Genomic DNA, 19328 nt, shown 5'->3' with positions numbered 1-19328 from the left:
CCCGCGGGGACCTGTCGGGGCCGGTCCCCGTGTCCGGCCGCGCGTCGCCCGCCGGCCTCGCGCCCGAAGCCGCGTCCGTGTCCGAACCCGGGTTCGGAGTCGTGCCCGTGCCCGTGCGCGCCCCGCCCAGTACGCCCGTCATCCCTACCTCGTCCTTGTCCTGTCGGTCCGCTCGCGCGGAGGTGGTGGTGCCGGGCGGCGAGTGCGGCCCCTGTACATTCGGCCACGATGCACAAGACCCTGATCGTAACCAACGACTTCCCGCCCCGCCCCGGTGGAATCCAGGCGTTCCTGCACAACATGGCGCTGCGCCTGGATCCCGAGCGGACCGTGGTCTACGCCTCCACCTGGAAGCGCAGCCGCGAGGGCATCGAGGCGACCGCCGCGTTCGACGCCGAGCAGCCTTTCACGGTCGTACGCGACCGCACCACCATGCTGCTGCCCACACCCCGCGTCACCGCGCGGGCGGCCGGGCTGCTGCGCGAGCACGGCTGCACCTCGGTCTGGTTCGGGGCGGCGGCTCCGCTCGGGCTGATGGCCCCGGCGCTGCGCCGGGCGGGCGCGCGCCGGCTGGTGGCGACCACGCACGGGCACGAGGCGGGCTGGGCGCAGCTGCCCGCGGCCCGGCAGCTCCTGCGGCGGATCGGCGAGGGCACGGACACGATCACCTACCTCGGCGAGTACACCCGCTCCCGGATCGCGACGGCCCTGACCCCGGCCGCGGCCGGCCGGATGGTGCAGCTCCCGCCGGGGGTGGACGAGAAGACGTTCCACCCGGGCTCGGGCGGCGAGGCGGTACGGGAGCGGCTCGGGCTCAGCGACCGGCCCGTGGTCGTCTGCGTCTCGCGGCTGGTCCCGCGCAAGGGGCAGGACACGCTGATCCGGGCCATGCCCGACATCCTGCGGCGCGTGCCGGACGCGGTGCTGCTGATCGTCGGCGGGGGTCCGTACGAGGACGACCTGCGGCGGCTCGCCCGGGAGACCGGGGTGGCCGGCTCCGTGCGCTTCACCGGCGCCGTGCCGTGGGAGGAGCTGCCCGCGCACTACGGTGCCGGGGACGTCTTCGCGATGCCCTGCCGCACGCGCCGCGGCGGCCTCGACGTCGAGGGCCTCGGCATCGTCTACCTGGAGGCCTCGGCCACCGGGCTGCCCGTCGTCGCCGGCGACTCCGGCGGGGCGCCCGACGCCGTCCTGGACGGCGAGACCGGCTGGGTCGTGCGCGGCGGGATCCCCGAGGAGTCGGCGGACCGCATCGCGACGCTGCTCCTCGACCCGGAGCTGCGCCGGCGGATGGGCGAGCGGGGCCGCCGGTGGGTCGAGGACCGCTGGCGCTGGGACCTGCTCGCCGAGCGCCTGAGGGAACTGCTCTGACCGGTGGCCCGGGTGGACCGCTCGCGCGGCCGCCCGGGCCACCGCGCGGCGCGGGCCCCGGCCGCGGACGTCAGGCGGGCAGGTAGTCGGTCAGCGCGCAGCCGTCCACGAGGAGTTCCTCGTGGCGGTAGCCCTGGGGTATCGCGAAGTCCTTCTCGCAGGTGAAGAGCAGGACGCCGGACTTCTTCAGTTCCTCGGCGGACGTCCGGTCGTCCGCCACGAGCGCGAAGTCCTGGCCGAGCAGGAAGCGGCCCCCCGCCCCCTCGGCCGCGGCCTTGCGGTTCGCCTGCTGGAACTTCTCCATGTCCGCGACGGACAGCAGGGTGAGCGTGACCCTGCTGTCGTTCCCGCACACCGCACGCGCCTCGATGCCCCACGCCGGGTCGCCGGACTCCCGGCTCATGGCGCCGCTGTCGCTGCCGGCCCGCAGGTCGCTGCAGAGGGCGTGCCGCCCGACGAGCTTCTCGAGCCCCGCCATGTCACCGGCCTTCGGCAGTCCGGCGTCCTCGCCCCAGGCCCCGGCACAGCCCGTGACACTGACCAGCGCGACGAGTGCCGCCCCCACTACCGCGGTGCGCTTGAGCCGCATGAATCCCCTGCTCCTCTTGTTTCATCGGGCCGGCGTGTCCCGGCGCGCGCGAACGCCCCCGGCGGGTCCGCGTCGCGGTGCTGCCGGGGGCGTGCCGAGCGTACGTCAGGCGTGGTAGATCGCTTCGATCTCGTCCGCGAAGTCCTTCGCCACCACGTTGCGCTTGAGCTTCAGCGACGGCGTGATGTGGCCGGCCTCCTCGGTGAACTGGGAGTTCAGGACCCTGAACTTCCGCACCGACTCCGCCTTCGACACCGCCGCGTTGCCGTCGTCGATCGCGCGCTGGACCTCCGCGAGGAGGTCGGCGTCGTCGCGGAGGGAGGCCGCCGTGGAGTCCGCCGGCTTGCCGTGCTCGACGGCCCAGCGGGTCAGGAACTCCTCGTCCAGGGTCACCAGCGCGCCCACGAACGGGCGTCCGTCGCCCACCACCATGCACTCCGCGACCAGCGCGTGCGCCCGGATCCGGTCCTCGATGACGGCCGGGGCGACGTTCTTGCCGCCCGCCGTCACCAGGATCTCCTTCTTGCGGCCGGTGATCGCGAGGTAGCCGTCCTCGTCCAGCGTGCCGATGTCGCCGGTGTGGAACCAGCCGTCGGCCAGCGCCTCGGCGGTCGCCGCCTCGTTCTGCCAGTAGCCGCTGAAGATGTGCTCTCCGTGCAGCAGGACCTCGCCGTCGTCGGCGATCCGCACCACCGAGCCCGGCAGCGGCTGGCCGACCGTGCCGATCTTCTGCCGGTCCCACGGGTTGAAGGCGGTGGCGGCGCACGACTCCGTGAGGCCGTAGCCCTCCAGCACCGTGAAGCCGATGCCGCGGAAGAAGTGCCCGAGCCGCTCGCCGAGCGGCGCGCCGCCCGAGATCGCGTACTCGCCGCGGCCGCCGAGGACGGCCCGCAGCTTGGAGAAGACCAGCTTGTCGAAGACCTTGTGCTTGACCCTGAGACCGAAGGACGGGCCCTGCGGCGTGCCGAGCGCGCGGCTGTACGCGATCGCCGTGTGCGCGGCCTTGTCGAAGATCTTGCCCTTGCCGTCGGCCTGGGCCTTGGCGCGCGCCGAGTTGTAGACCTTCTCGAAGACGCGCGGCACACCGAGGACCAGCGTCGGCCGGAAGGCGGCCAGCTCGTCGGTGAGGTTCTTGATGTCCGGCACGCAGCCCAGCTTGATCGGCGCCATGACGGAGGCGACCTCGACCAGACGTCCGAAGACGTGGGCGGCGGGCAGGAAGAGCAGGACGGAACACTCGCCGGTGCGGAAGAGCGGCTTCAGGCGCTCCACCACGTTGCCGCACTCGGCGAAGAACGCCCGGTGCGTCAGCACACAGCCCTTGGGGCGGCCGGTGGTGCCGGAGGTGTAGACGATCGTCGCGATGTCGTCCGCGTTCGCCGCCGACATCCGCTCGTCGAGCAGCTCGTCGGTGACCTCGGCGCCCGCGGCGGTCAGCCGGGCGACGGCGTCGTCCTCGATCTGCCGGACACCCTTGAGCGCCGGCAGAGACGCCCGTACGGACTCGACCGACTCCGCGTGCGCCGCGGACTCGACGAGGGCGAGGGAGGCCGCCGAGTCGCCGAGGATCCACTGGATCTGCTCGGGCGAGCTGGTCTCGTACACCGGCACGGTGACCGCGCCGGCGCTCCAGATGGCGAAGTCGAGGAGGACCCACTCGTATCGGGTCCGGGACAGCAGGGCCACCCGGTCGCCCGGCTCCACGCCGGCGGCGATCAGCCCCTTGGCAGCCCCGCGGACCTCGGCGAGGAACTGCTTGGCGGTGACGTCCGTCCAGACGCCGGCCACCTTGCGCCCCATCACGGCGACATCTGGGTGCTGAGAGGCGTTGCGGCGGATGAGATCCGTCAGGTTGCCGTCCGTGGGGACCTCGTACAGGGCCGGAAGGCTGAACTCGCGCAAGACTGCTGCTCCTCATCGGGCGCCGGCGCCACGGCTCTGTGTGATGCACCGGTGCGGTCCAAGATCGGGCAGGGGTGCTCAGTGGGGGTGAGCACGACTGGACTGCTCGGACGTTACCCACCAGTACTCGGTTCCCGATAGGGGGTCCTGGCCAGATGTTCGGTGCGTCACATACGTGTGGCGGTGCTTCGCGCACAGTAGTCCACGTCTTCGACGACTTGGAAGTAACCGCAGGTCCGACGCCCTAAGGTGAATTCCATGCCAGGCATGAGAGTCCATGTGGTCAGTGACGTGCACGGTAACGCCGGCGCCCTCGCCAGGGCGGGAGAGGGGGCGGACGCCCTGATCTGCCTGGGTGACCTGGTGCTCTTCCTCGACTACGCCGACCACAGCCGGGGGATCTTCCCCGACCTGTTCGGGGTCGAGAACGCCGACCTGATCGTCGCCCTGCGCACCGCGCGCCGTTTCGACGAGGCCCGTGACCTGGGGCGGCGGCTCTGGTCCGAGCTGGACGTCGACCGCGACACCGCGATCGAGTCCGCGGTGCGCCGCCAGTACGAGGAACTCTTCGCGGCCTTCCCGACCCCCACCTACGCGACCTACGGCAACGTCGACGTGCCCGGCCTGTGGCCCGAGTACGCACGCCCCGGCACCACGGTCCTCGACGGCGGCCGGGCCGAGATCGGCGGACTGGTCTTCGGCTTCGTGGGCGGCGGACTGCGCACCCCCATGCGGACGCCGTACGAGATCTCCGACGAGGAGTACGCGGCGAAGGTCGAGGCCCTCGGGGACGTCGACGTGCTGTGCAGCCACATCCCGCCCGACGTGCCGGAACTGACCTACGACACGGTGGCGCGCCGCTTCGAGCGCGGCAGCCGCGCCCTGCTGGACGCCATCCACCGCACCCGGCCCCGGTACGCGCTCTTCGGGCACGTCCACCAGCCGCTGGTGCGCCGGATGCGGATAGGCGCGACCGAGTGCGTCAACGTCGGCCACTTCGCCTCGACGGGCAGGCCGTGGGCGCTGGAGTGGTGAGCGGTGCGGGGCGGGTGCCGGGGGCGCGATAGCCTTCGGGTCGGCACGCCAGTGCCCTTACGACTTCCGCCGGACCGCACAGTGGAGGAACCACCGCGATGGCCGAACACACCAGCTCGAGCATCACCATCGAGGCGGCACCGGCCGACGTCATGGGCGTGATCGCCGACTTCGTCCGCTACCCCGAGTGGACGGGCGAGGTGAAGGAGGCCGAGGTCCTGGAGACCGACGCGGCCGGCCGCGCCGAGAAGGTCCGGCTGCTGCTGGACGCCGGGGCCATCAAGGACGACCACACCCTGGCGTACACCTGGACCGGCGACAACGAGGTCAGCTGGACGCTGGTCAAGTCCCAGATGCTGCGTGCCCTGGACGGCTCCTACCGGCTGGCCCCGGCGGCCGGCGGCGGCCGCACCGAGGTCACCTACCAGCTGACGGTCGACGTCAAGATCCCGATGCTCGGCATGATCAAGCGCAAGGCGGAGAAGGTCATCATCGACCGCGCGCTGGCCGGCCTGAAGAAGCGCGTCGAAGCGGGCGTCTGAGGGCTTTCCCGGACAGGACGTAGCGCCCGTCCGGAGGGTCCCGCCCGGCTCCGGACGGGCGACGCCGCTCCCGGACAGGACGTAGCGCCCGACCGGCGCCGCCGCGCGTCCCGGTACCGTCGCCGCATGCGGATCATCCTTGTCACAGGCCCCGGCGGCGCCGGACGAACCACCGTCGCCGCGGCGACCGCCCTCGTCGAGGCGTGGGCCGGCCGCCGCGTGCTGCTGGTCTCGGCGGACGCCGCGTCCGCCACGGTCCTCGGCGACGGGGACCTGCCCGCCGGCCTGCGGATCCACCGCCCCGACCCCGGCGCCGACTTCCGCCGCGAGTTCCTCGCCCTCCAGGCCCGGCTCGGCACCGCCTTCGACCTCCTCGGAGCGGCCCCCTTCGAGGACGCCGAACTCACCGAGCTGCCCGGCAGCGACCGGTTCGCCCTGCTCCGCGCCCTGCGGGACGCCGCCGAAGGGGACCACGACCTCGTCGTCGTCGACATGCCCCCGCTGCCCGAGGCGCTCGCCGTGCTGGCCCTGCCCGAACAGCTGCGCCGCTACCTGCGCCGCCTCCTGCCGCCCGAGCGGCAGGCCGCCCGCGCCCTGCGCCCGATGCTGGCCCAGCTCGCCGGCGTCCCGATGCCCGCCCAGTGGCTGTACGAGACCACCGCCCGCTGGGAGACCGAGCTCGCCGCCGTCCAGGCGGTCGTCGACGCCCCTGGGACCGCCGTCCGGCTCGTCGTCGAACCCGGCCCCGCCGCCACCGACGCCCTCCGCACCGCCCGGCTCGGCCTCGCCCTCCAGGGCGTCGCCCTCGACCTCGTCGTCGCCAACCGGCTGCTCCCCGCCGAGTCCGCGGACCCCTGGCTCGCCGGGCTGACCGCGCAGCAGCACGAACACCTGGCGCGCCTGCGCGAGGCCCACCCGTCCGTCCACGAGCTCCCGCACCTCGGCCGGGACCCCCGGGGTCCCGAGGACCTCGCCCTCCTCGGCGCCGTCCGGCACGAGGCGCACACCGTCGACGCCCCCGGGCACACCGTCGAGGACCGCCGCGACCAGGACGGGGTCCTCGTCTGGCACCTGCCGCTGCCCGGTGCCGTCAAGGGCGAGGTCTCGCTCGTCCGCCGCGGCGACGAACTCCTGCTCGCCGTCGGAGCGTTCCGGCGCAGCCTGCCCCTGCCGGCCGCCCTGCGCCGCTGCACCGTCACGGGAGCCGGCCTCGTCGAGGGCGACCTGCGCGTCCGGTTCACCCCGGATCCCGGGCTCTGGCCGAAGTCCCGGTGACACGGCGTGTACCGTCGACGGTAGAAGCCTAAGGAGTACGCCATGAGCGATTCGGACGCCTGGGCCAAGGCCTGCGCCGAGGACCTGGAGGCCGAGAAGGCCCGCCGTCGCGCGCGGAACGGCGCGGAGCCCGGCTCCGCGGCCGAGGAGTTCCGCAAGCTCTTCGACGCCGTCGCCGACAAGGTCTCCACGCTGCGGAACCCGCTGACGGGCATGGCCGCCCAGGGAGCCGTGCAGCAGTTCGTCAACCAGGCGAAGGCGGCCGTCGAGCCGGTCATCGAGCGGAACCCGCAGGTCTTCGACCACCTCGCGGCGGCCGGCAACGAGCTGCTCGCCGCCTACCGGTCGGCGGTCGAGGGCCACGAGACCCGCTGGACGCGGGACGACGACCGGCGCACGGACGGTCTCGGCGGCGACGATCTCCGCGAGGACGAGCCGCGCAAGGACGACGAGGGGCCCGGAACCGGGCAGCACATCGACCTGGACTGACCGGGACGACCTGCCCCCTCGGGTACGGTTGGGCATAGCGGGGCTCGACCGAAAACTGAGGGACACATGGGACTCACCATCGGCGTCGACATCGGCGGCACGAAGATCGCGGCCGGCGTGGTCGACGAGGAGGGCAACATCCTCGACACGCACAAGGTGCCCACCCCGCCGACCCCCGAAGGCATCGTCGACGCGATCGCAGCGGCCGTCTCCGAGGCCGGCAAGGGCCACCGGATCGAGGCCGTGGGCATCGGTGCCGCGGGCTACGTCGACGACAAGCGCGCCACCGTCCTCTTCGCGCCGAACATCGACTGGCGGCACGAGCCGCTGAAGGACAAGGTCGAGCAGCGGGTGGGCCTCCCCGTCGTCGTCGAGAACGACGCGAACGCGGCGGCCTGGGGCGAGTACCGGTTCGGCGCGGGGCAGGGGCACGAGGACGTCATCTGCATCACCCTCGGCACGGGCCTCGGCGGCGGCATCATCATCGGCAACAAGCTGCGGCGCGGACGCTTCGGCGTGGCCGCCGAATTCGGCCACATCCGGGTCGTCCCGGACGGCCTGCTGTGCGGCTGCGGCAGCCAGGGCTGCTGGGAGCAGTACGCCTCGGGGCGCGCGCTCGTCCGGTACGCCCGGCAGCGCGCCAACGCGACGCCGGAGAACGCCGAGATCCTCCTCGGCCTCGGCGACGGCACGCCCGAGGGCATCCAGGGCAAGCACGTCAGCGCCGCCGCCCGCCAGGGCGACAAGGTGGCCGTGGACTCCTTCCGCGAGCTGGCCCGCTGGGCGGGCGCGGGTCTCGCGGACCTCGCGTCGCTGTTCGACCCGTCGGCCTTCATCGTCGGCGGCGGTGTCTCCGACGAGGGCGACCTGGTGCTCGACCCGATCCGGAAGTCCTTCCGGCGCTGGCTGATCGGCGGACAGTGGCGTCCGCACGCCCAGGTGCTCGCCGCCAAGCTGGGCAACAAGGCCGGCCTGGTCGGCGCGGCCGACCTGGCGCGCCAGGGCTAGGGCGTGTTCAACACGCCCTAGGACGAGCCGTAAAGTCCTGCCGGCCCCGAGCCGGCTCCCGCCGCTCCCCCCTGCGGGGGACGGCGGGTGAGGCGCCCTGACGCCCTCCCCGTACGCCCGTCGCGTCCCCCGCGGATGCGGCGGGCGTTGTCGTATGTTGCTGGCCATGGCGATCAGTGACCTGCCCAACTCCCGCACCGAGGAGGACGGTTCGGCCGTCGTCCGGGTGCTCAGCTACAACGTCCGGTCCCTCCGGGACGACGAGGACGCCCTCGCCCGGGTCGTCCGGGCCTGCGCGCCCGATCTGGTCTTCGTCCAGGAGGCGCCGCGGTTCTTCCGCTGGCGCAAGCACGCGGCCCGGCTCGCCGCGAAGAGCGAGCTGGTCGTGCTCACCGGCGGCGCCACGGCCGCGGGGCCGTTGCTGATGTGCTCGCTGCGGGCCACCGTGGAGCGCACCGAGGACGTCCTGCTGCCGCTCACGCCCGGACTGCACCGGCGCGGCTTCGCCACCGCCGTCGTCCGCTTCGGCGGAGCCCGGGTCGGTGCGGTCAGCTGCCATCTGAGCCTGCGGAAGGACGAGCGCTACGCCCAGGCCGGGATGCTGCTCGACCGGGTCGCCGCGCTCGGCGTGCCGCACACCCTCGTCGCCGGGGACCTGAACGAACGCCCCGACGGCCGGAGCTTCACCCGCCTGGCCAAGGAACTCCAGGACGGCTGGGCGGTCAGCCCGTGGGGCGGCGAGTACACCTCGCCGTCCGGCGACCCGCACCAGCGCATCGACGCGATCCTGGCCACCCCGGGCGTGGAGTTCCTCGGGTGCGGCGTCCCGACGGACCTCCCCGAGGCGGACCTGCGGGCGGCGACGGACCATCTCCCGGTCCTGGCGGCGGTCCGCATCCCGGCCGGCTGACCGACGGGGCCGCCGGACGGCCGGCGGCACGCGCGCGTGACACGCCGGCCGGCGCGAGCCGCGGCCGGCCGGGGGGAGCCGGCGTCCCCGGCTACACGACCGCGCCGCGCCCCGGGTCGTCGTAGCCGTCCTCGTCGTCGTCGTCGTGCCTCATCCGGGCCACGAGCGTCGCGAAGCCGCCCAGGAAGCCGCCGACGCAGACCGTCGTCAGCCACCAGGTCATGTCCCACTGGAGCAGCACCGCGAGCAGCATCAGCACCGGGCCGCCCACCACGCCCAGCCACGCGAACTTCGTCGTCGCGTCGGCCTCGGGCAGCGGCGGCGGCTCCGGGGGTACGAAGTGGCCCTCGTCGCCGTCGCGGCCGTCGGGGGTCCGGTCGTCACCGGTCTCGTCGTCCGGGTCCGCCACCGCGTAGTCCCGCGGACCCGTCCCTACGCGCACACCGGGCGCGAACACGATCGAGCTGCCGAGGGCGGGCTTCTCCGGCTTCCCCGGTTCCTCCGGGTCGGCGGCCGGGCCCTGGTGGTCCTCGTCGTCCTCGTCCCCGCCCTGGTCCTCCTCCGGAAGCGCCAGGTCCTCCACCGACCGGAAGGGCCGGGCCCCCGGCGGGTCCGCCGGCTCCTCGCCGTACCCGGCGACGATCGCGGCCCAGGCCGCCTCCTCGTCGATGGGCTGCGGCTCGCGCTCGCCGTCCTGCTGTTCAGCCACCGCTCGTGCTCCCCTTCTCGTCGGCCGCCAGCGGAGCGAGCCGGCCCACGAACGCCCAGCTCTCCTCGAAGATCCGCTCCGCGTCATGGTCCAACGTCGCCACGTGGTAGCTCTGTTCCAGCAGGATCTCGGTCACGTCCGTCGAGGAGACCCGGCTCAGGACGCGGGCCGAGTCGGCCGGCGGGACCACGTGGTCCTGCGGGCTGTGCAGCAGCACCAGCGGCTGCGTGACCTGCGGCAGCTCCGCGTCGACGACCTGGAAGAAGCGCCGCAGCGAGTGCGCCGCGTGGAGCGGGACCCGGTCGTAGCCGACCTCGGTCGCTCCCTCCTTGGCGATGTCGCTGGCGATGCCCTTGGTGGAGGCGACGAGGTGGCGGGCCACCGGCAGGGCGTGCGCGGCCAGGCCGTGCACCTTGTTGCCCGGGTTGACGAGGACGATCCCGCGGATCGCGTCGCCGTGGCGGGCCGCGAGCCGCAGGGTCAGCGCCCCGCCCATGGAGAGGCCGAAGACGAAGACCGTCTCGCACCGCGCGAGCAGTTCCTGGAGGGCGCGGTCCACCTCCGCGTACCAGTCGTGCCAGGTGGTGAGCTGCATGTCCTCCCAGCGGGTGCCGTGCCCGGGCAGCAGGGGCAGCGACACCGTCAGCCCGCGCTCGGCCAGGTACTCGGCCCAAGGGCGCAGCGACTGAGGGGAACCGGTGAATCCGTGACAGAGAAGGACGCCTACCTCCCCGCCCTCATGGCGGTACGGCTCAGCTCCAGGAAGGACCGGCACCGGGGTCTCCTGTTCGTGGGTTCGACGAAGCGACGACAAAAGGGGAAGGACCTTCACCGTACGCGACCGGACCGACACCGACCAGGGCCGTTCGCACGATGGTGCCGAGCCCGTCGCGGCCCGGCCGAGGCCGTACGGGATAAGGTCTCTCCCACAGCACACGGAAGGTACCCGAGTTGATCTACGGCGCAATGAAGTTCTCCATCGGAGGGTCCCTGAAGCTCGCCTTCAGGCCTTGGGTGGAGGGCCTCGAGAACATTCCCGCCGAGGGGCCGGCGATCCTCGCGAGCAACCACCTGTCGTTCTCCGACTCGTTCTTCCTGCCGGCCGTCCTGGACCGCAAGGTCACCTTCATCGCCAAGGCCGAGTACTTCACCTCGCCGGGCGTGAAGGGCAAGCTCACCGCCGCCTTCTTCAAGGGTGTCGGCCAGCTTCCGGTGGACCGTTCCGGCGCGCGCGGCGCGGGCGAGGCGGCCATCAAGGCCGGCATCGAGGTCATCGAGGGGGGCGGGCTCTTCGGGATCTATCCCGAGGGCACCCGCTCGCCCGACGGGCGGCTCTACCGCGGCAAGCCCGGCGGCCTCGCGCGCGTGGCCCTGGCCACCGGCGCGCCCGTGATCCCGGTCGCGATGATCGACACGGAGAAGATCCAGCCGCCCGGCAAGGTCGTCCCCAAGCTGATGCGCCCGGGGATCCGGATCGGCGAGCCGCTGGACTTCACCCGCTATCAGGGCATGGAGGGGGACCGCTTCATCCTCCGCTCGGTGACCGACGAGGTCATGTACGAGATCATGAAGCTGTCCGGCCAGGAGTACGTCGACATCTACGCGACCGCCGCCAAGCGGCAGATCGCGGAGGCCGAGAAGGCCGCGAAGGAGGCCGTCAAGGCCGAGATCGCGGCGCGGGAAGAGTCCGGCGCGTAACCCCTGCGGGGGCGGACCCGGGGTGGGTGGGGGAGATGGCCAAGCGCGAGCGTGTCGTGCGCATGTCGGTCGAGCAGCCGCTGTGGCGCGCGCTGACCGCCTACCGCGTCCTGACGATGATCTACGCGGTACTGATCTTCGTCTTCTCCCGTGACGCCTTCGAACGGCCGTGGGTGGCGGTCGCGTTCCTCGCCGTGATGTGCGTGTGGACGCTGGCCACCCTCCCGAAGGTGGCGAACGCGGTCAGCTGCACCAGGGGCTTCCTGGTCGCCGACCTCGCGATCGCCCTCGTCGGGATCATGCTCACCCCGCTCGCGGACGAGCAGGCCCGGTCGGTCGACGGCCCGACACTGCCCTCCATATGGACGGCCGGAGCCGTCCTCGCGTACGCGATCAAGGGCGGCTGGCGCTGGGCCGGCTTCGCCTCCTCCCTGGTGGCCGTCGCCAACCTGGCCGAGCGCGGCAGCCCCAGCCGGGACACGCTCCACAACGTCCTGCTGGTCTGGGTGGCGTCCATCGCCATCGGCTACGTCGTGGAGGTCGCCCGCGCCTCCGAACGCACCCTGGCCCGCGCCCTGGAGATCGAGGCCGCCACCCGCGAGCGGGAGCGGCTCGCCCGCGACATCCACGACAGCGTCCTCCAGGTGCTGGCGATGGTGCAGCGGCGGGGCACGGCGCTGGGCGGCGAGGCCGCCGAGCTGGGCCGGATGGCCGGGGAGCAGGAGGTCGCGCTGCGCACCCTGGTCGCCGGCGGGCTCACCCGGGCCTCACTGGTCTCCGAGGACGAGTCCGAGGGTGCGGTGGTCCGCTTCGTCGAGGAGCCGGACGACGACGCTCCGGTCGACCTGCGCGCCCTGCTCGCCCCGCGGGCCGGGGCCCGGGTCACACTCTCCGACCCGGGCGTGCCGGTCCTGCTGGCACCGGCCGCCGCCCGCGAGCTGACGGCCGCCGTGTTCGCCGCCCTGGACAACGTCCGGGTGCACGCGGGCGGCGACGCGCGGGCGTGGATCCTGGTCGAGGACTGGTCCGACGAGGTCGTCGTCACGGTCCGGGACGACGGCCCCGGCATCCCGGAGGGGCGGCTCGCGCAGGCCGAGGGCGAAGGCCGGATGGGCGTCGCCCTGTCCATCCGGGGACGGTTGCGGGATCTGGGAGGCACGGCCGAGCTGATCTCGGTACCGGGCCAGGGCACGGAAGTGGAACTGAAGGTCCCGCGGGACCCACGGGGGAAGGTGAACGGATAGATGAGCGAGCAGCAGACGCGGACCGACCGGCCGGCGCACGGCGGCCCGGTCAGGGTGATGGTCGTCGACGACCACCCGATGTGGCGGGACGCGGTGGCCCGCGACCTCGCCGAGGCCGGACTGGACGTGGTCGCCACGGCCGGCGACGGCGAGCAGGCCGTGCGGCGCGCGAAGGCCGTCGGCCCGGACGTCCTCGTCCTCGACCTGAACCTGCCGGCCAAGCCCGGCGTGCAGGTGTGCAAGGAGCTCGTCGCCGCCGACCCCACGCTGCGGGTCCTGGTGCTCTCCGCCAGCGGCGAGCACGCCGACGTGCTGGAGGCGGTCAAGTCCGGTGCCACCGGCTACCTGCTCAAGTCGGCCAGCACCGCCGAGCTGATCGACGCCGTGCACCGGACCGCCGTCGGCGACCCCGTCTTCACCCCCGGCCTCGCGGGCCTGGTCCTCGGCGAGTACCGTCGCCTGGCCTCCGAGCCCGAGCCGGCCGCGGGCGCCGACGAGCCGAAGGCCCCGCAGCTCACCGAGCGCGAGACCGAGGTGTTGCGCCTGGTCGCCAAGGGGCTGAGCTACAAGCAGATCGCCGAACGCCTGGTCATCTCGCACCGCACCGTGCAGAACCACGTCCAGAACACCCTGGGCAAGCTCCAGCTGCACAACCGCGTGGAGCTGGTCCGGTACGCCATCGAGCGCGGCCTCGACGACGCCTGAGACCGGGCCCGGCGCCGGCGCGTCGCTCACTCTCCCTTCCCTGTCGGAGTGACCCACGTCACCATCAGAGGGTCGTACCCCGTCCGCCACGGCGAAGGAGACCTTCATGCGCGTCGGCGTACTCACCGGAGGCGGCGACTGCCCCGGTCTCAACGCGGTCGTCCGCGCCCTCGTCCGCAAGGGCGTCCAGGAGTACGGCTACGCCTTCACCGGCTTCCGCGACGGCTGGCGCGGTCCGCTGGACGGCGTCACCGTACGGCTCGACATCCGGGCCGTCCGCGGCATCCTGCCGCGCGGCGGCACCATCCTCGGTTCCTCCCGCACCAACCCGTTCACGGCGGAGAACGGCATCCGCCGGATCAAGGAGAACCTTGCCAAGCACCGGGTCGACGCCCTCGTCGCGATCGGCGGCGAGGACACGCTCGGGGTCGCCGCCCGGCTGGTCGACGAGTACGGCGTCCCCTGCGTCGGCGTCCCCAAGACCATCGACAACGACCTGTCGGCCACCGACTACACCTTCGGCTTCGACACCGCGGTCGGCATCGCCACCGAGGCCATCGACCGCCTCCACACCACCGCCGAGTCCCACATGCGCGTCCTGGTCGTGGAGGTGATGGGCCGGCACTCCGGCTGGATCGCGCTGCACGCCGGGCTCGCCGGCGGCGCCAACGTCATCCTCATCCCCGAGCAGCGGTTCGACCTCGACCAGGTCTGCGGCTGGGTCACCTCGCGCTTCCGGGCCACGTACGCCCCGATCGTCGTCGTGGCCGAGGGGGCGATGCCCCGGGACGGGGACGCGGTCCTCAAGGACGCGACGCGCGACGCGTACGGCCACGTCCGGCTGTCCGGCGTGGGGGAGTGGCTCGCCGGGGAGATCGAGCGCCGCACCGGAAAGGAGGCCCGGACCACCGTCCTCGGCCACGTGCAGCGCGGCGGCACGCCCAGTGCCTTCGACCGCTGGCTGGCCACGCGCTTCGGACTGCACGCGATCGACGCCGTGCGGGACGGCGACTTCGGCACGATGGTCGCCCTGCGCGGCACCGACATCGTGCGCGTGCCGATCGCGGAGGCCACCGCCCGGCTCAAGACGGTCGATCCCGCCCTCTACGCCGAGGCCGGGGTCTTCTTCGGCTGAGGCCGGGCGGCCCGGGGGCCGGGCGCCTCCGGGGGCCGTATATTCGCCGGGACCAGACAATTCCGGCACACCCCCGGAGGGGCTCCGTGGAAATCCTGGCGTTCGGCGTGCAGGCGGACGAGAAGCCGATGATCGAGAAGGCCTTCGAGGGCCACCACGACGTCCGCTGTCTGGAGGTCTTCCTCACCGAGGACACCGCGCCCATCGCGGCCGGCTACGAGATCGTCTCCAGCAGCGTCAACGCCGACCTCGGCGGCCGCGTGCTGCGCACCCTCCACGCCGGCGGCACCCGGCTGATCGCCCAGCGCTCCACCGGCTTCAACAACATCGACCTCGACGTCGCCGCCGGGCTCGGCCTCACCATCGCCCGCGTCTCGTACTACTCCCCGTACTCGGTCGCCGAGTTCGCCTGGACCCTGGCGACGGCCGTCAACCGCCGGATCGTCCGCGCCTCCAACCGGACCCGCGACTTCGACTTCCGGCTCGCCGGACTGATGGGCCGCGACCTGCGCGGCCGCACCGTGGGCGTCCTCGGCACCGGCAAGATCGGCGAGGCCTTCACCCGGATCGCCCACGGCTACGGCATGAGGCTGCTCGGCTGGGACATCGCCGAGAACCCCGCCTGCCTGGAGCTCGGCATGACGTACGTCGACAAGGAGCGGCTCTTCGCCGAGGCCGATCTGATCAGCCTCCACGTCCCGCTTCTCCCCGCCACGCAGCGGCTGATCGACGCCGCCGCGCTCAAGGCGATGAAGGACGACGTCCTGCTGGTGAACTCCAGCCGCGGCGGTCTGATCGACACCGAGGCGCTCGTCACCGAACTCCGCGCCGGCCGGTTCGCCGGGGTCGGCCTCGACGTGTACGAGGCGGAGGCCGGGCTCTTCTTCCTCGACAAGTCCCTGGAGATCGTCCGGGACGACACCCTGGCCCGGCTCATGACCTTCCCGAACGTCCTGGTCACCTCCCACCAGGCCTACTACACCGTCGACGCGGTCAGCCAGATCATCGACGCCACCGTCCGGAACGTCCTCGACTACACCGCGGGCCGGCGCAGCGAGAACGTCCTGGTCCCGGCCGACACCCCCTAGACCAGCACCCCGAGACCAGCACCCCTAGACCAGCACCCCCGCGAGCAGCGACGCGGTGAGCGCGGCGCCGTCCCGGGTCAGGACCGACTCCGGATGGAACTGCACGCCGGCGAAGCCCGGACCGCGCAGCGCGTGCACCTCGTCCGTGGCGGCGTCGCGGCTCACCTCGATCCGGTGCAGCGCCAGTTCCGTCGCGGCCCGGTCGTCGCACCGCGCGGTGAAGCTGTTGTAGAAGCCCACCGTCCGCTCCTGCCCGAAGAGGTCGATCCGCGTCTGCGCCCCCTGGAAGGGGGTCCGCTTGCGCACGATCTCCAGCCCCAGCTCCGCCGCGATCAGCTCGTGGCCCAGGCACACCCCGAGCAGCCCGTGCCGGTGGTCCCGTACGAGATCGGCCGTGAGCGCGCGCAGGAACCGCATCTTCGGATCGGCCGCGTCACCCGGGTCGCCGGGCCCCGGACCGAGCACCACCGGCCCCTCGTGGCCGAGCGCCAGCTCCCGCAGGCCCGGCTCGTCGTAGCGGAGCACCGAGACCTCCAGGCCGGAGGAGCGCAGCAGGTGCGCGAGCATCGCGGTGAAGGTGTCCTCCGCGTCGACGACCAGGGCGTGGCCCGTCAGCTCGGCCGCCCGCACCTGCATCTTCAGCCAGAACGGCGCGAGGTCCGCCCGCCGCGCGTCCAGGGCCGCGCGCACCCGCGGGTCGTCGGCCAGCCGGGGCGCCCGCGGCGAGGCGTCGAGGGGCCGCCCCTCCCGTACGCCGAGCGCCGTGAGGACCCCCGCCGCCTTGGCGTGGGTCTCGGCGACCTCGCCCGCCGGGTCGGAGTGGCGTACAAGCGTCGCGCCGACCGGCACCCGCAGCCGGCCGTCCGCGGCGATGTCCGCGGTCCGGATCAGGATGGGGGAGTCCAGGGTCTGGGTCCCGGTCGCGTCCGTGCCGAGCAGCGCCAGCGCGCCCGCGTAGTAGCCGCGGCCGCCGGTCTCGTGCCGCTCGATCACCCGGCAGGCGTTCTGCACCGGCGAGCCGGTGACGGTCGCGGCGAACATGGTCTCCCGCAGGACCTCCCGCACGTCGAGGGACGAACGGCCGCGCAGCTCGTACTCCGTATGAGCGAGATGGGCCATCTCCTTGAGACGCGGCCCGATCACCACTCCGCCCCGGTCGCCGACGGTGCACATCATCTTCAGCTCCTCGTCGACCACCATGGAGAGCTCCTCCGTCTCCTTGCGGTCGGCCAGGAAGGCCAGCAGGTCCTCGGGGGTCGGGGCCGCGCCGGCCGGGTACCGGTAGGTGCCGCTGATCGGGTTCATCACGACCGTCCCGCCGGACATCCGGACGTGCACCTCCGGGCTCGCGCCGACCAGGGTGCGGGACCCGGTGTGGACGACGAAGGTCCAGTACGCCCCTCGCTCGCCCGCCAGCAGCCGCCGGAAGAGCGCGAGCGCGTCGGCCCGCCCGAAGCCGGGGATCTCGCCCGTGTAGGTCCGGCGGATGACGAAGTTCGCCCCTTCGCCCGAGCCGATCTCCTCCTCCACGACCCGGCGCACCGTCCGCGCGTACAGCTCGTCGGACACGTCGAAGCCGCCGCCCTCCACCCGTACGTCGTGGGCCGGAAGCCGCTCCATCGCCTCGGACAGCGGCAGCTCGTACGCCTCCTCGGCGACGAGGAAGGACAGCGGGGTGCCGTCGTCGCGGACGTCGAAGCCGCGCTCCCGGATCTGCCGGAACGGCACGAGGGCGAGCGTCGGCCGCTCGCCGACCGGCAGTTCGGCGAGCCGCTCGGCCTCGTGGACGGCGCCGATCAGCACCTCGACGGTGTCGTGGTCACGTCCGGGGGTGCGCCGGCGCAGCAGCGCGAACGGGGGGCAGGAGTCGTCGAGGAGACGGGAGAGGTCCATGCGGTACGTCGTTCCTTCCGTGGAGCGGAGAGGAACGGCCCTGGAAACGGAAGAAGGCCGCCCCTCGGGCGGCCTTCGCGTGTTCGGGTACGCGCATTCAGTGGGCCGCCGGATGAGCGGTCCACCACCAGTTACGGGTCGTCTGCGCGAACATGCCGGTGATGGTAGCCCATCCAAGATGTCCCGTCCGTCTCTTCCGTCTCATCAAGCGGTCACTGGCGTGGACGGAGTCCTCGGCCACGTACTGTGGGTCGTGTGACCGTGAACGCTGAACCCCACGCCGTCGCCAAGGCGACCTGGCGAGACCTGCCCGCGGCGCAGCAGCCTGAGTACCCCGATGCCGAGGCTCTGCGCGATGTGATCGCGGACCTCGAGTCGTATCCCCCGCTCGTCTTCGCGGGCGAGTGCGACCAGCTGCGCGCCCGGATGGGAGCCGTCGCCCGTGGCGAGGCGTTCCTGCTCCAGGGCGGCGACTGCGCCGAGGCCTTCGACGCCGTGTCCGCCGACCACATCCGTGCCAAGCTCAAGACGCTGCTCCAGATGAGCGCCGTCCTCACCTACGCGGCCTCCGTGCCCGTCGTGAAGGTCGGCCGCATCGCGGGGCAGTACTCCAAGCCCCGTTCCAAGGGGACCGAGACCCGCGACGGCGTGACCCTGCCGACCTACCGCGGCGACTCCGTCAACGGCTTCGACTTCAACGAGAAGGCCCGCGTCCCGGACCCCGAGCGCCTCAAGCGGATGTACAACGCCTCCGCCTCGACGCTCAACCTGGTGCGTGCCTTCACCACCGGTGGTTACGCCGACCTGCGCCAGGTGCACGCCTGGAACCAGGACTTCGTGAAGTCGTCCCCGTCGGGACAGCGCTACGAGCAGCTGGCGCGCGAGATCGACAACGCGCTGAACTTCATGAAGGCCTGCGGCACCGACCCGGCCGAGTTCAAGGCGGTGGAGTTCTACTCCTCGCACGAGGCGCTGCTGCTCGCCTACGAGGGCGCGCTGACCCGGACGGACTCGCGTACCGGCAAGCTGTACGACACCTCCGGCCACATGGTCTGGATCGGTGAGCGCACCCGCCAGCTGGACCACGCGCACATCGAGTTCTGCGCGCAGATCGCCAACCCGGTCGGCATCAAGCTCGGTCCGACCACCACGGTCGACGAGGCGCTGACCTACATCGACCGCCTGGACCCCGAGCGCGAGCCGGGCCGGCTGACCTTCGTCGTCCGCATGGGCGCCGACAAGGTCCGGGACAAGCTCCCGGAGCTGGTCGAGAAGGTCACCGCCTCCGGCGCGGTCGTCGCCTGGGTGACCGACCCGATGCACGGCAACACCTTCGAGGCGGCCTCGGGGCACAAGACCCGGCGCTTCGACGACGTGCTCGACGAGGTCAAGGGCTTCTTCGAGGTCCACAAGGCCCTCGGCACCCACCCCGGCGGCATCCACGTCGAGCTCACCGGTGACGACGTCACCGAGTGCGTGGGCGGCGGCGACGAGATCTTCGTCGACGACCTGCACCAGCGCTACGAGACGGCCTGCGACCCGCGCCTCAACCGCAGCCAGTCGCTGGACCTGGCGTTCCTGGTGGCGGAGATGTACCGGGACCAGTGAGCGTGATCAGTAGGTAGCTTCCTACGACGGTGGGGCACGGATCGATGTGATCCGTGCCCCACCGTCGTCATGAGGGCTTTTACGCGCCAGACCCGCCGGGTAAGGTTAGGTTAGCCTTATCGATCCC

Annotated in this window: 19 protein-coding genes; 13 read left to right on the top strand and 6 right to left on the bottom strand. The window is 72.6% G+C overall.

Features of this window, described 5'->3' with window-relative positions; all coding sequences use genetic code 11:
• The first annotated feature begins 228 nt into the window (after nucleotides 1–228).
• Nucleotides 229–1371 carry a glycosyltransferase family 4 protein gene (locus tag EAO71_RS11575; RefSeq protein ID WP_147977648.1) on the top strand — a complete coding sequence of 381 codons (1143 nt, stop codon included), beginning with the start codon at nucleotides 229–231 and terminating at the stop codon, nucleotides 1369–1371.
• A 70-nt stretch (nucleotides 1372–1441) separates the two neighbouring features.
• Here the strand turns inward: EAO71_RS11575 and EAO71_RS11570 are convergent, their stop codons facing one another.
• Together EAO71_RS11570 and EAO71_RS11565 are read right to left on the bottom strand one after the other, a co-directional pair.
• On the bottom strand, nucleotides 1442–1960 hold the full coding sequence (locus tag EAO71_RS11570; protein ID WP_147977647.1) for a hypothetical protein: 519 nt from the start codon (nucleotides 1958–1960) through the stop codon (nucleotides 1442–1444).
• A gap of 105 nt (nucleotides 1961–2065) precedes the next feature.
• Nucleotides 2066–3862, bottom strand: a complete 1797-nt coding sequence (locus EAO71_RS11565; RefSeq protein WP_147977646.1) for an AMP-dependent synthetase/ligase — start codon at nucleotides 3860–3862, stop codon at nucleotides 2066–2068.
• A 267-nt stretch (nucleotides 3863–4129) separates the two neighbouring features.
• Here EAO71_RS11565 and EAO71_RS11560 point away from each other — a divergent pair, with 267 nt between their 5' ends.
• The 6 genes from EAO71_RS11560 (at nucleotide 4130) to EAO71_RS11535 (ending at nucleotide 9121) form a co-directional block, all read left to right on the top strand.
• The gene (locus EAO71_RS11560) at nucleotides 4130–4897 is read left to right on the top strand and encodes a metallophosphoesterase family protein (RefSeq protein ID WP_147979237.1); all 768 of its coding nucleotides are present in this window, start codon (nucleotides 4130–4132) and stop codon (nucleotides 4895–4897) included.
• 98 nt (nucleotides 4898–4995) lie between these two features.
• Nucleotides 4996–5439, top strand: coding sequence for an SRPBCC family protein (locus tag EAO71_RS11555; protein WP_147977645.1), 444 nt, complete (start codon nucleotides 4996–4998; stop codon nucleotides 5437–5439).
• Nucleotides 5440–5565: 126 nt separating this feature from the next.
• Nucleotides 5566–6714, top strand: a complete 1149-nt coding sequence (locus tag EAO71_RS11550; RefSeq protein ID WP_147977644.1) for an ArsA family ATPase — start codon at nucleotides 5566–5568, stop codon at nucleotides 6712–6714.
• Between the two features lie 42 nt (nucleotides 6715–6756).
• Nucleotides 6757–7203 carry a DUF5304 domain-containing protein gene (locus tag EAO71_RS11545; RefSeq protein WP_147977643.1) on the top strand — a complete coding sequence of 149 codons (447 nt, stop codon included), beginning with the start codon at nucleotides 6757–6759 and terminating at the stop codon, nucleotides 7201–7203.
• Nucleotides 7204–7269: 66 nt separating this feature from the next.
• Entirely contained in the window at nucleotides 7270–8211 is a 942-nt protein-coding gene (locus tag EAO71_RS11540; RefSeq protein ID WP_147977642.1) for an ROK family glucokinase, read from the top strand.
• A gap of 166 nt (nucleotides 8212–8377) precedes the next feature.
• Nucleotides 8378–9121 (top strand): endonuclease/exonuclease/phosphatase family protein, encoded by a 744-nt coding sequence (locus EAO71_RS11535; protein ID WP_147977641.1) that lies wholly within the window; start codon nucleotides 8378–8380, stop codon nucleotides 9119–9121.
• A gap of 91 nt (nucleotides 9122–9212) precedes the next feature.
• Here EAO71_RS11535 and EAO71_RS11530 read toward each other — a convergent pair whose 3' ends face one another.
• Together EAO71_RS11530 and EAO71_RS11525 are read right to left on the bottom strand one after the other, a co-directional pair.
• Complete coding sequence (locus tag EAO71_RS11530) at nucleotides 9213–9830, bottom strand: hypothetical protein (protein WP_147977640.1); 618 nt, start codon at nucleotides 9828–9830, stop codon at nucleotides 9213–9215.
• Nucleotides 9823–10605, bottom strand: a complete 783-nt coding sequence (locus tag EAO71_RS11525) for an alpha/beta hydrolase (RefSeq protein ID WP_147977639.1) — start codon at nucleotides 10603–10605, stop codon at nucleotides 9823–9825. The genes EAO71_RS11530 and EAO71_RS11525 overlap by 8 nt, the downstream gene beginning before the upstream one ends.
• 176 nt (nucleotides 10606–10781) lie before the next feature.
• Between EAO71_RS11525 and EAO71_RS11520 the strand changes: the two genes are divergently transcribed.
• From EAO71_RS11520 to EAO71_RS11500, 5 genes are all read left to right on the top strand, one after another.
• Nucleotides 10782–11528 (top strand): lysophospholipid acyltransferase family protein, encoded by a 747-nt coding sequence (locus EAO71_RS11520; RefSeq protein ID WP_187282639.1) that lies wholly within the window; start codon nucleotides 10782–10784, stop codon nucleotides 11526–11528.
• 35 nt (nucleotides 11529–11563) lie between these two features.
• A complete protein-coding gene (gene macS, locus EAO71_RS11515) occupies nucleotides 11564–12772 on the top strand; it encodes a MacS family sensor histidine kinase (protein WP_147977638.1) in 1209 nt (402 codons plus the stop codon).
• Nucleotides 12773–13477, top strand: coding sequence for a response regulator (locus EAO71_RS11510; RefSeq protein ID WP_147977637.1), 705 nt, complete (start codon nucleotides 12773–12775; stop codon nucleotides 13475–13477). It begins immediately after the preceding gene.
• A gap of 106 nt (nucleotides 13478–13583) precedes the next feature.
• Complete coding sequence (locus EAO71_RS11505; RefSeq protein WP_147977636.1) at nucleotides 13584–14612, top strand: 6-phosphofructokinase; 1029 nt, start codon at nucleotides 13584–13586, stop codon at nucleotides 14610–14612.
• A gap of 86 nt (nucleotides 14613–14698) precedes the next feature.
• Nucleotides 14699–15700 carry a 2-hydroxyacid dehydrogenase gene (locus EAO71_RS11500; protein WP_147977635.1) on the top strand — a complete coding sequence of 334 codons (1002 nt, stop codon included), beginning with the start codon at nucleotides 14699–14701 and terminating at the stop codon, nucleotides 15698–15700.
• A 24-nt stretch (nucleotides 15701–15724) separates the two neighbouring features.
• Here the strand turns inward: EAO71_RS11500 and EAO71_RS11495 are convergent, their stop codons facing one another.
• Nucleotides 15725–17593 carry an anthranilate synthase family protein gene (locus EAO71_RS11495; protein WP_147977634.1) on the bottom strand — a complete coding sequence of 623 codons (1869 nt, stop codon included), beginning with the start codon at nucleotides 17591–17593 and terminating at the stop codon, nucleotides 15725–15727.
• Between the two features lie 97 nt (nucleotides 17594–17690).
• Entirely contained in the window at nucleotides 17691–17747 is a 57-nt protein-coding gene (locus EAO71_RS39995; RefSeq protein ID WP_093653364.1) for a trp operon leader peptide, read from the bottom strand.
• A 101-nt stretch (nucleotides 17748–17848) separates the two neighbouring features.
• Between EAO71_RS39995 and EAO71_RS11485 the strand changes: the two genes are divergently transcribed.
• Nucleotides 17849–19201 carry a class II 3-deoxy-7-phosphoheptulonate synthase gene (locus EAO71_RS11485; RefSeq protein ID WP_384868671.1) on the top strand — a complete coding sequence of 451 codons (1353 nt, stop codon included), beginning with the start codon at nucleotides 17849–17851 and terminating at the stop codon, nucleotides 19199–19201.
• Nucleotides 19202–19328 lie beyond the last annotated feature (127 nt).

Source organism: Streptomyces sp. MS191, from assembly GCF_008042125.1.
In the GTDB taxonomy this organism is placed as follows: Bacteria; Actinomycetota; Actinomycetes; order Streptomycetales; family Streptomycetaceae; genus Streptomyces.
This window is presented reverse-complemented; position numbering and strand designations above follow the sequence as displayed.

Excerpts from the sequence above, each read along its gene's own strand:
- macS (WP_147977638.1), top strand. The coding sequence starts at position 11,564 with ATGGCCAAGCGCGAGCGTGTCGTGCGCATGTCGGTCGAGCAGCCGCTG.
- EAO71_RS11560 (WP_147979237.1), top strand. The coding sequence starts at position 4,130 with ATGAGAGTCCATGTGGTCAGTGACGTGCACGGTAACGCCGGCGCCCTC.
- EAO71_RS11545 (WP_147977643.1), top strand. The coding sequence starts at position 6,757 with ATGAGCGATTCGGACGCCTGGGCCAAGGCCTGCGCCGAGGACCTGGAG.
- EAO71_RS11555 (WP_147977645.1), top strand. The coding sequence starts at position 4,996 with ATGGCCGAACACACCAGCTCGAGCATCACCATCGAGGCGGCACCGGCC.
- EAO71_RS11575 (WP_147977648.1), top strand. The coding sequence starts at position 229 with ATGCACAAGACCCTGATCGTAACCAACGACTTCCCGCCCCGCCCCGGT.
- EAO71_RS11510 (WP_147977637.1), top strand. The coding sequence starts at position 12,773 with ATGAGCGAGCAGCAGACGCGGACCGACCGGCCGGCGCACGGCGGCCCG.
- EAO71_RS11535 (WP_147977641.1), top strand. The coding sequence starts at position 8,378 with ATGGCGATCAGTGACCTGCCCAACTCCCGCACCGAGGAGGACGGTTCG.
- EAO71_RS11505 (WP_147977636.1), top strand. The coding sequence starts at position 13,584 with ATGCGCGTCGGCGTACTCACCGGAGGCGGCGACTGCCCCGGTCTCAAC.
- EAO71_RS11495 (WP_147977634.1), bottom strand. The coding sequence starts at position 17,593 with ATGGACCTCTCCCGTCTCCTCGACGACTCCTGCCCCCCGTTCGCGCTG.
- EAO71_RS11540 (WP_147977642.1), top strand. The coding sequence starts at position 7,270 with ATGGGACTCACCATCGGCGTCGACATCGGCGGCACGAAGATCGCGGCC.
- EAO71_RS11550 (WP_147977644.1), top strand. The coding sequence starts at position 5,566 with ATGCGGATCATCCTTGTCACAGGCCCCGGCGGCGCCGGACGAACCACC.
- EAO71_RS11570 (WP_147977647.1), bottom strand. The coding sequence starts at position 1,960 with ATGCGGCTCAAGCGCACCGCGGTAGTGGGGGCGGCACTCGTCGCGCTG.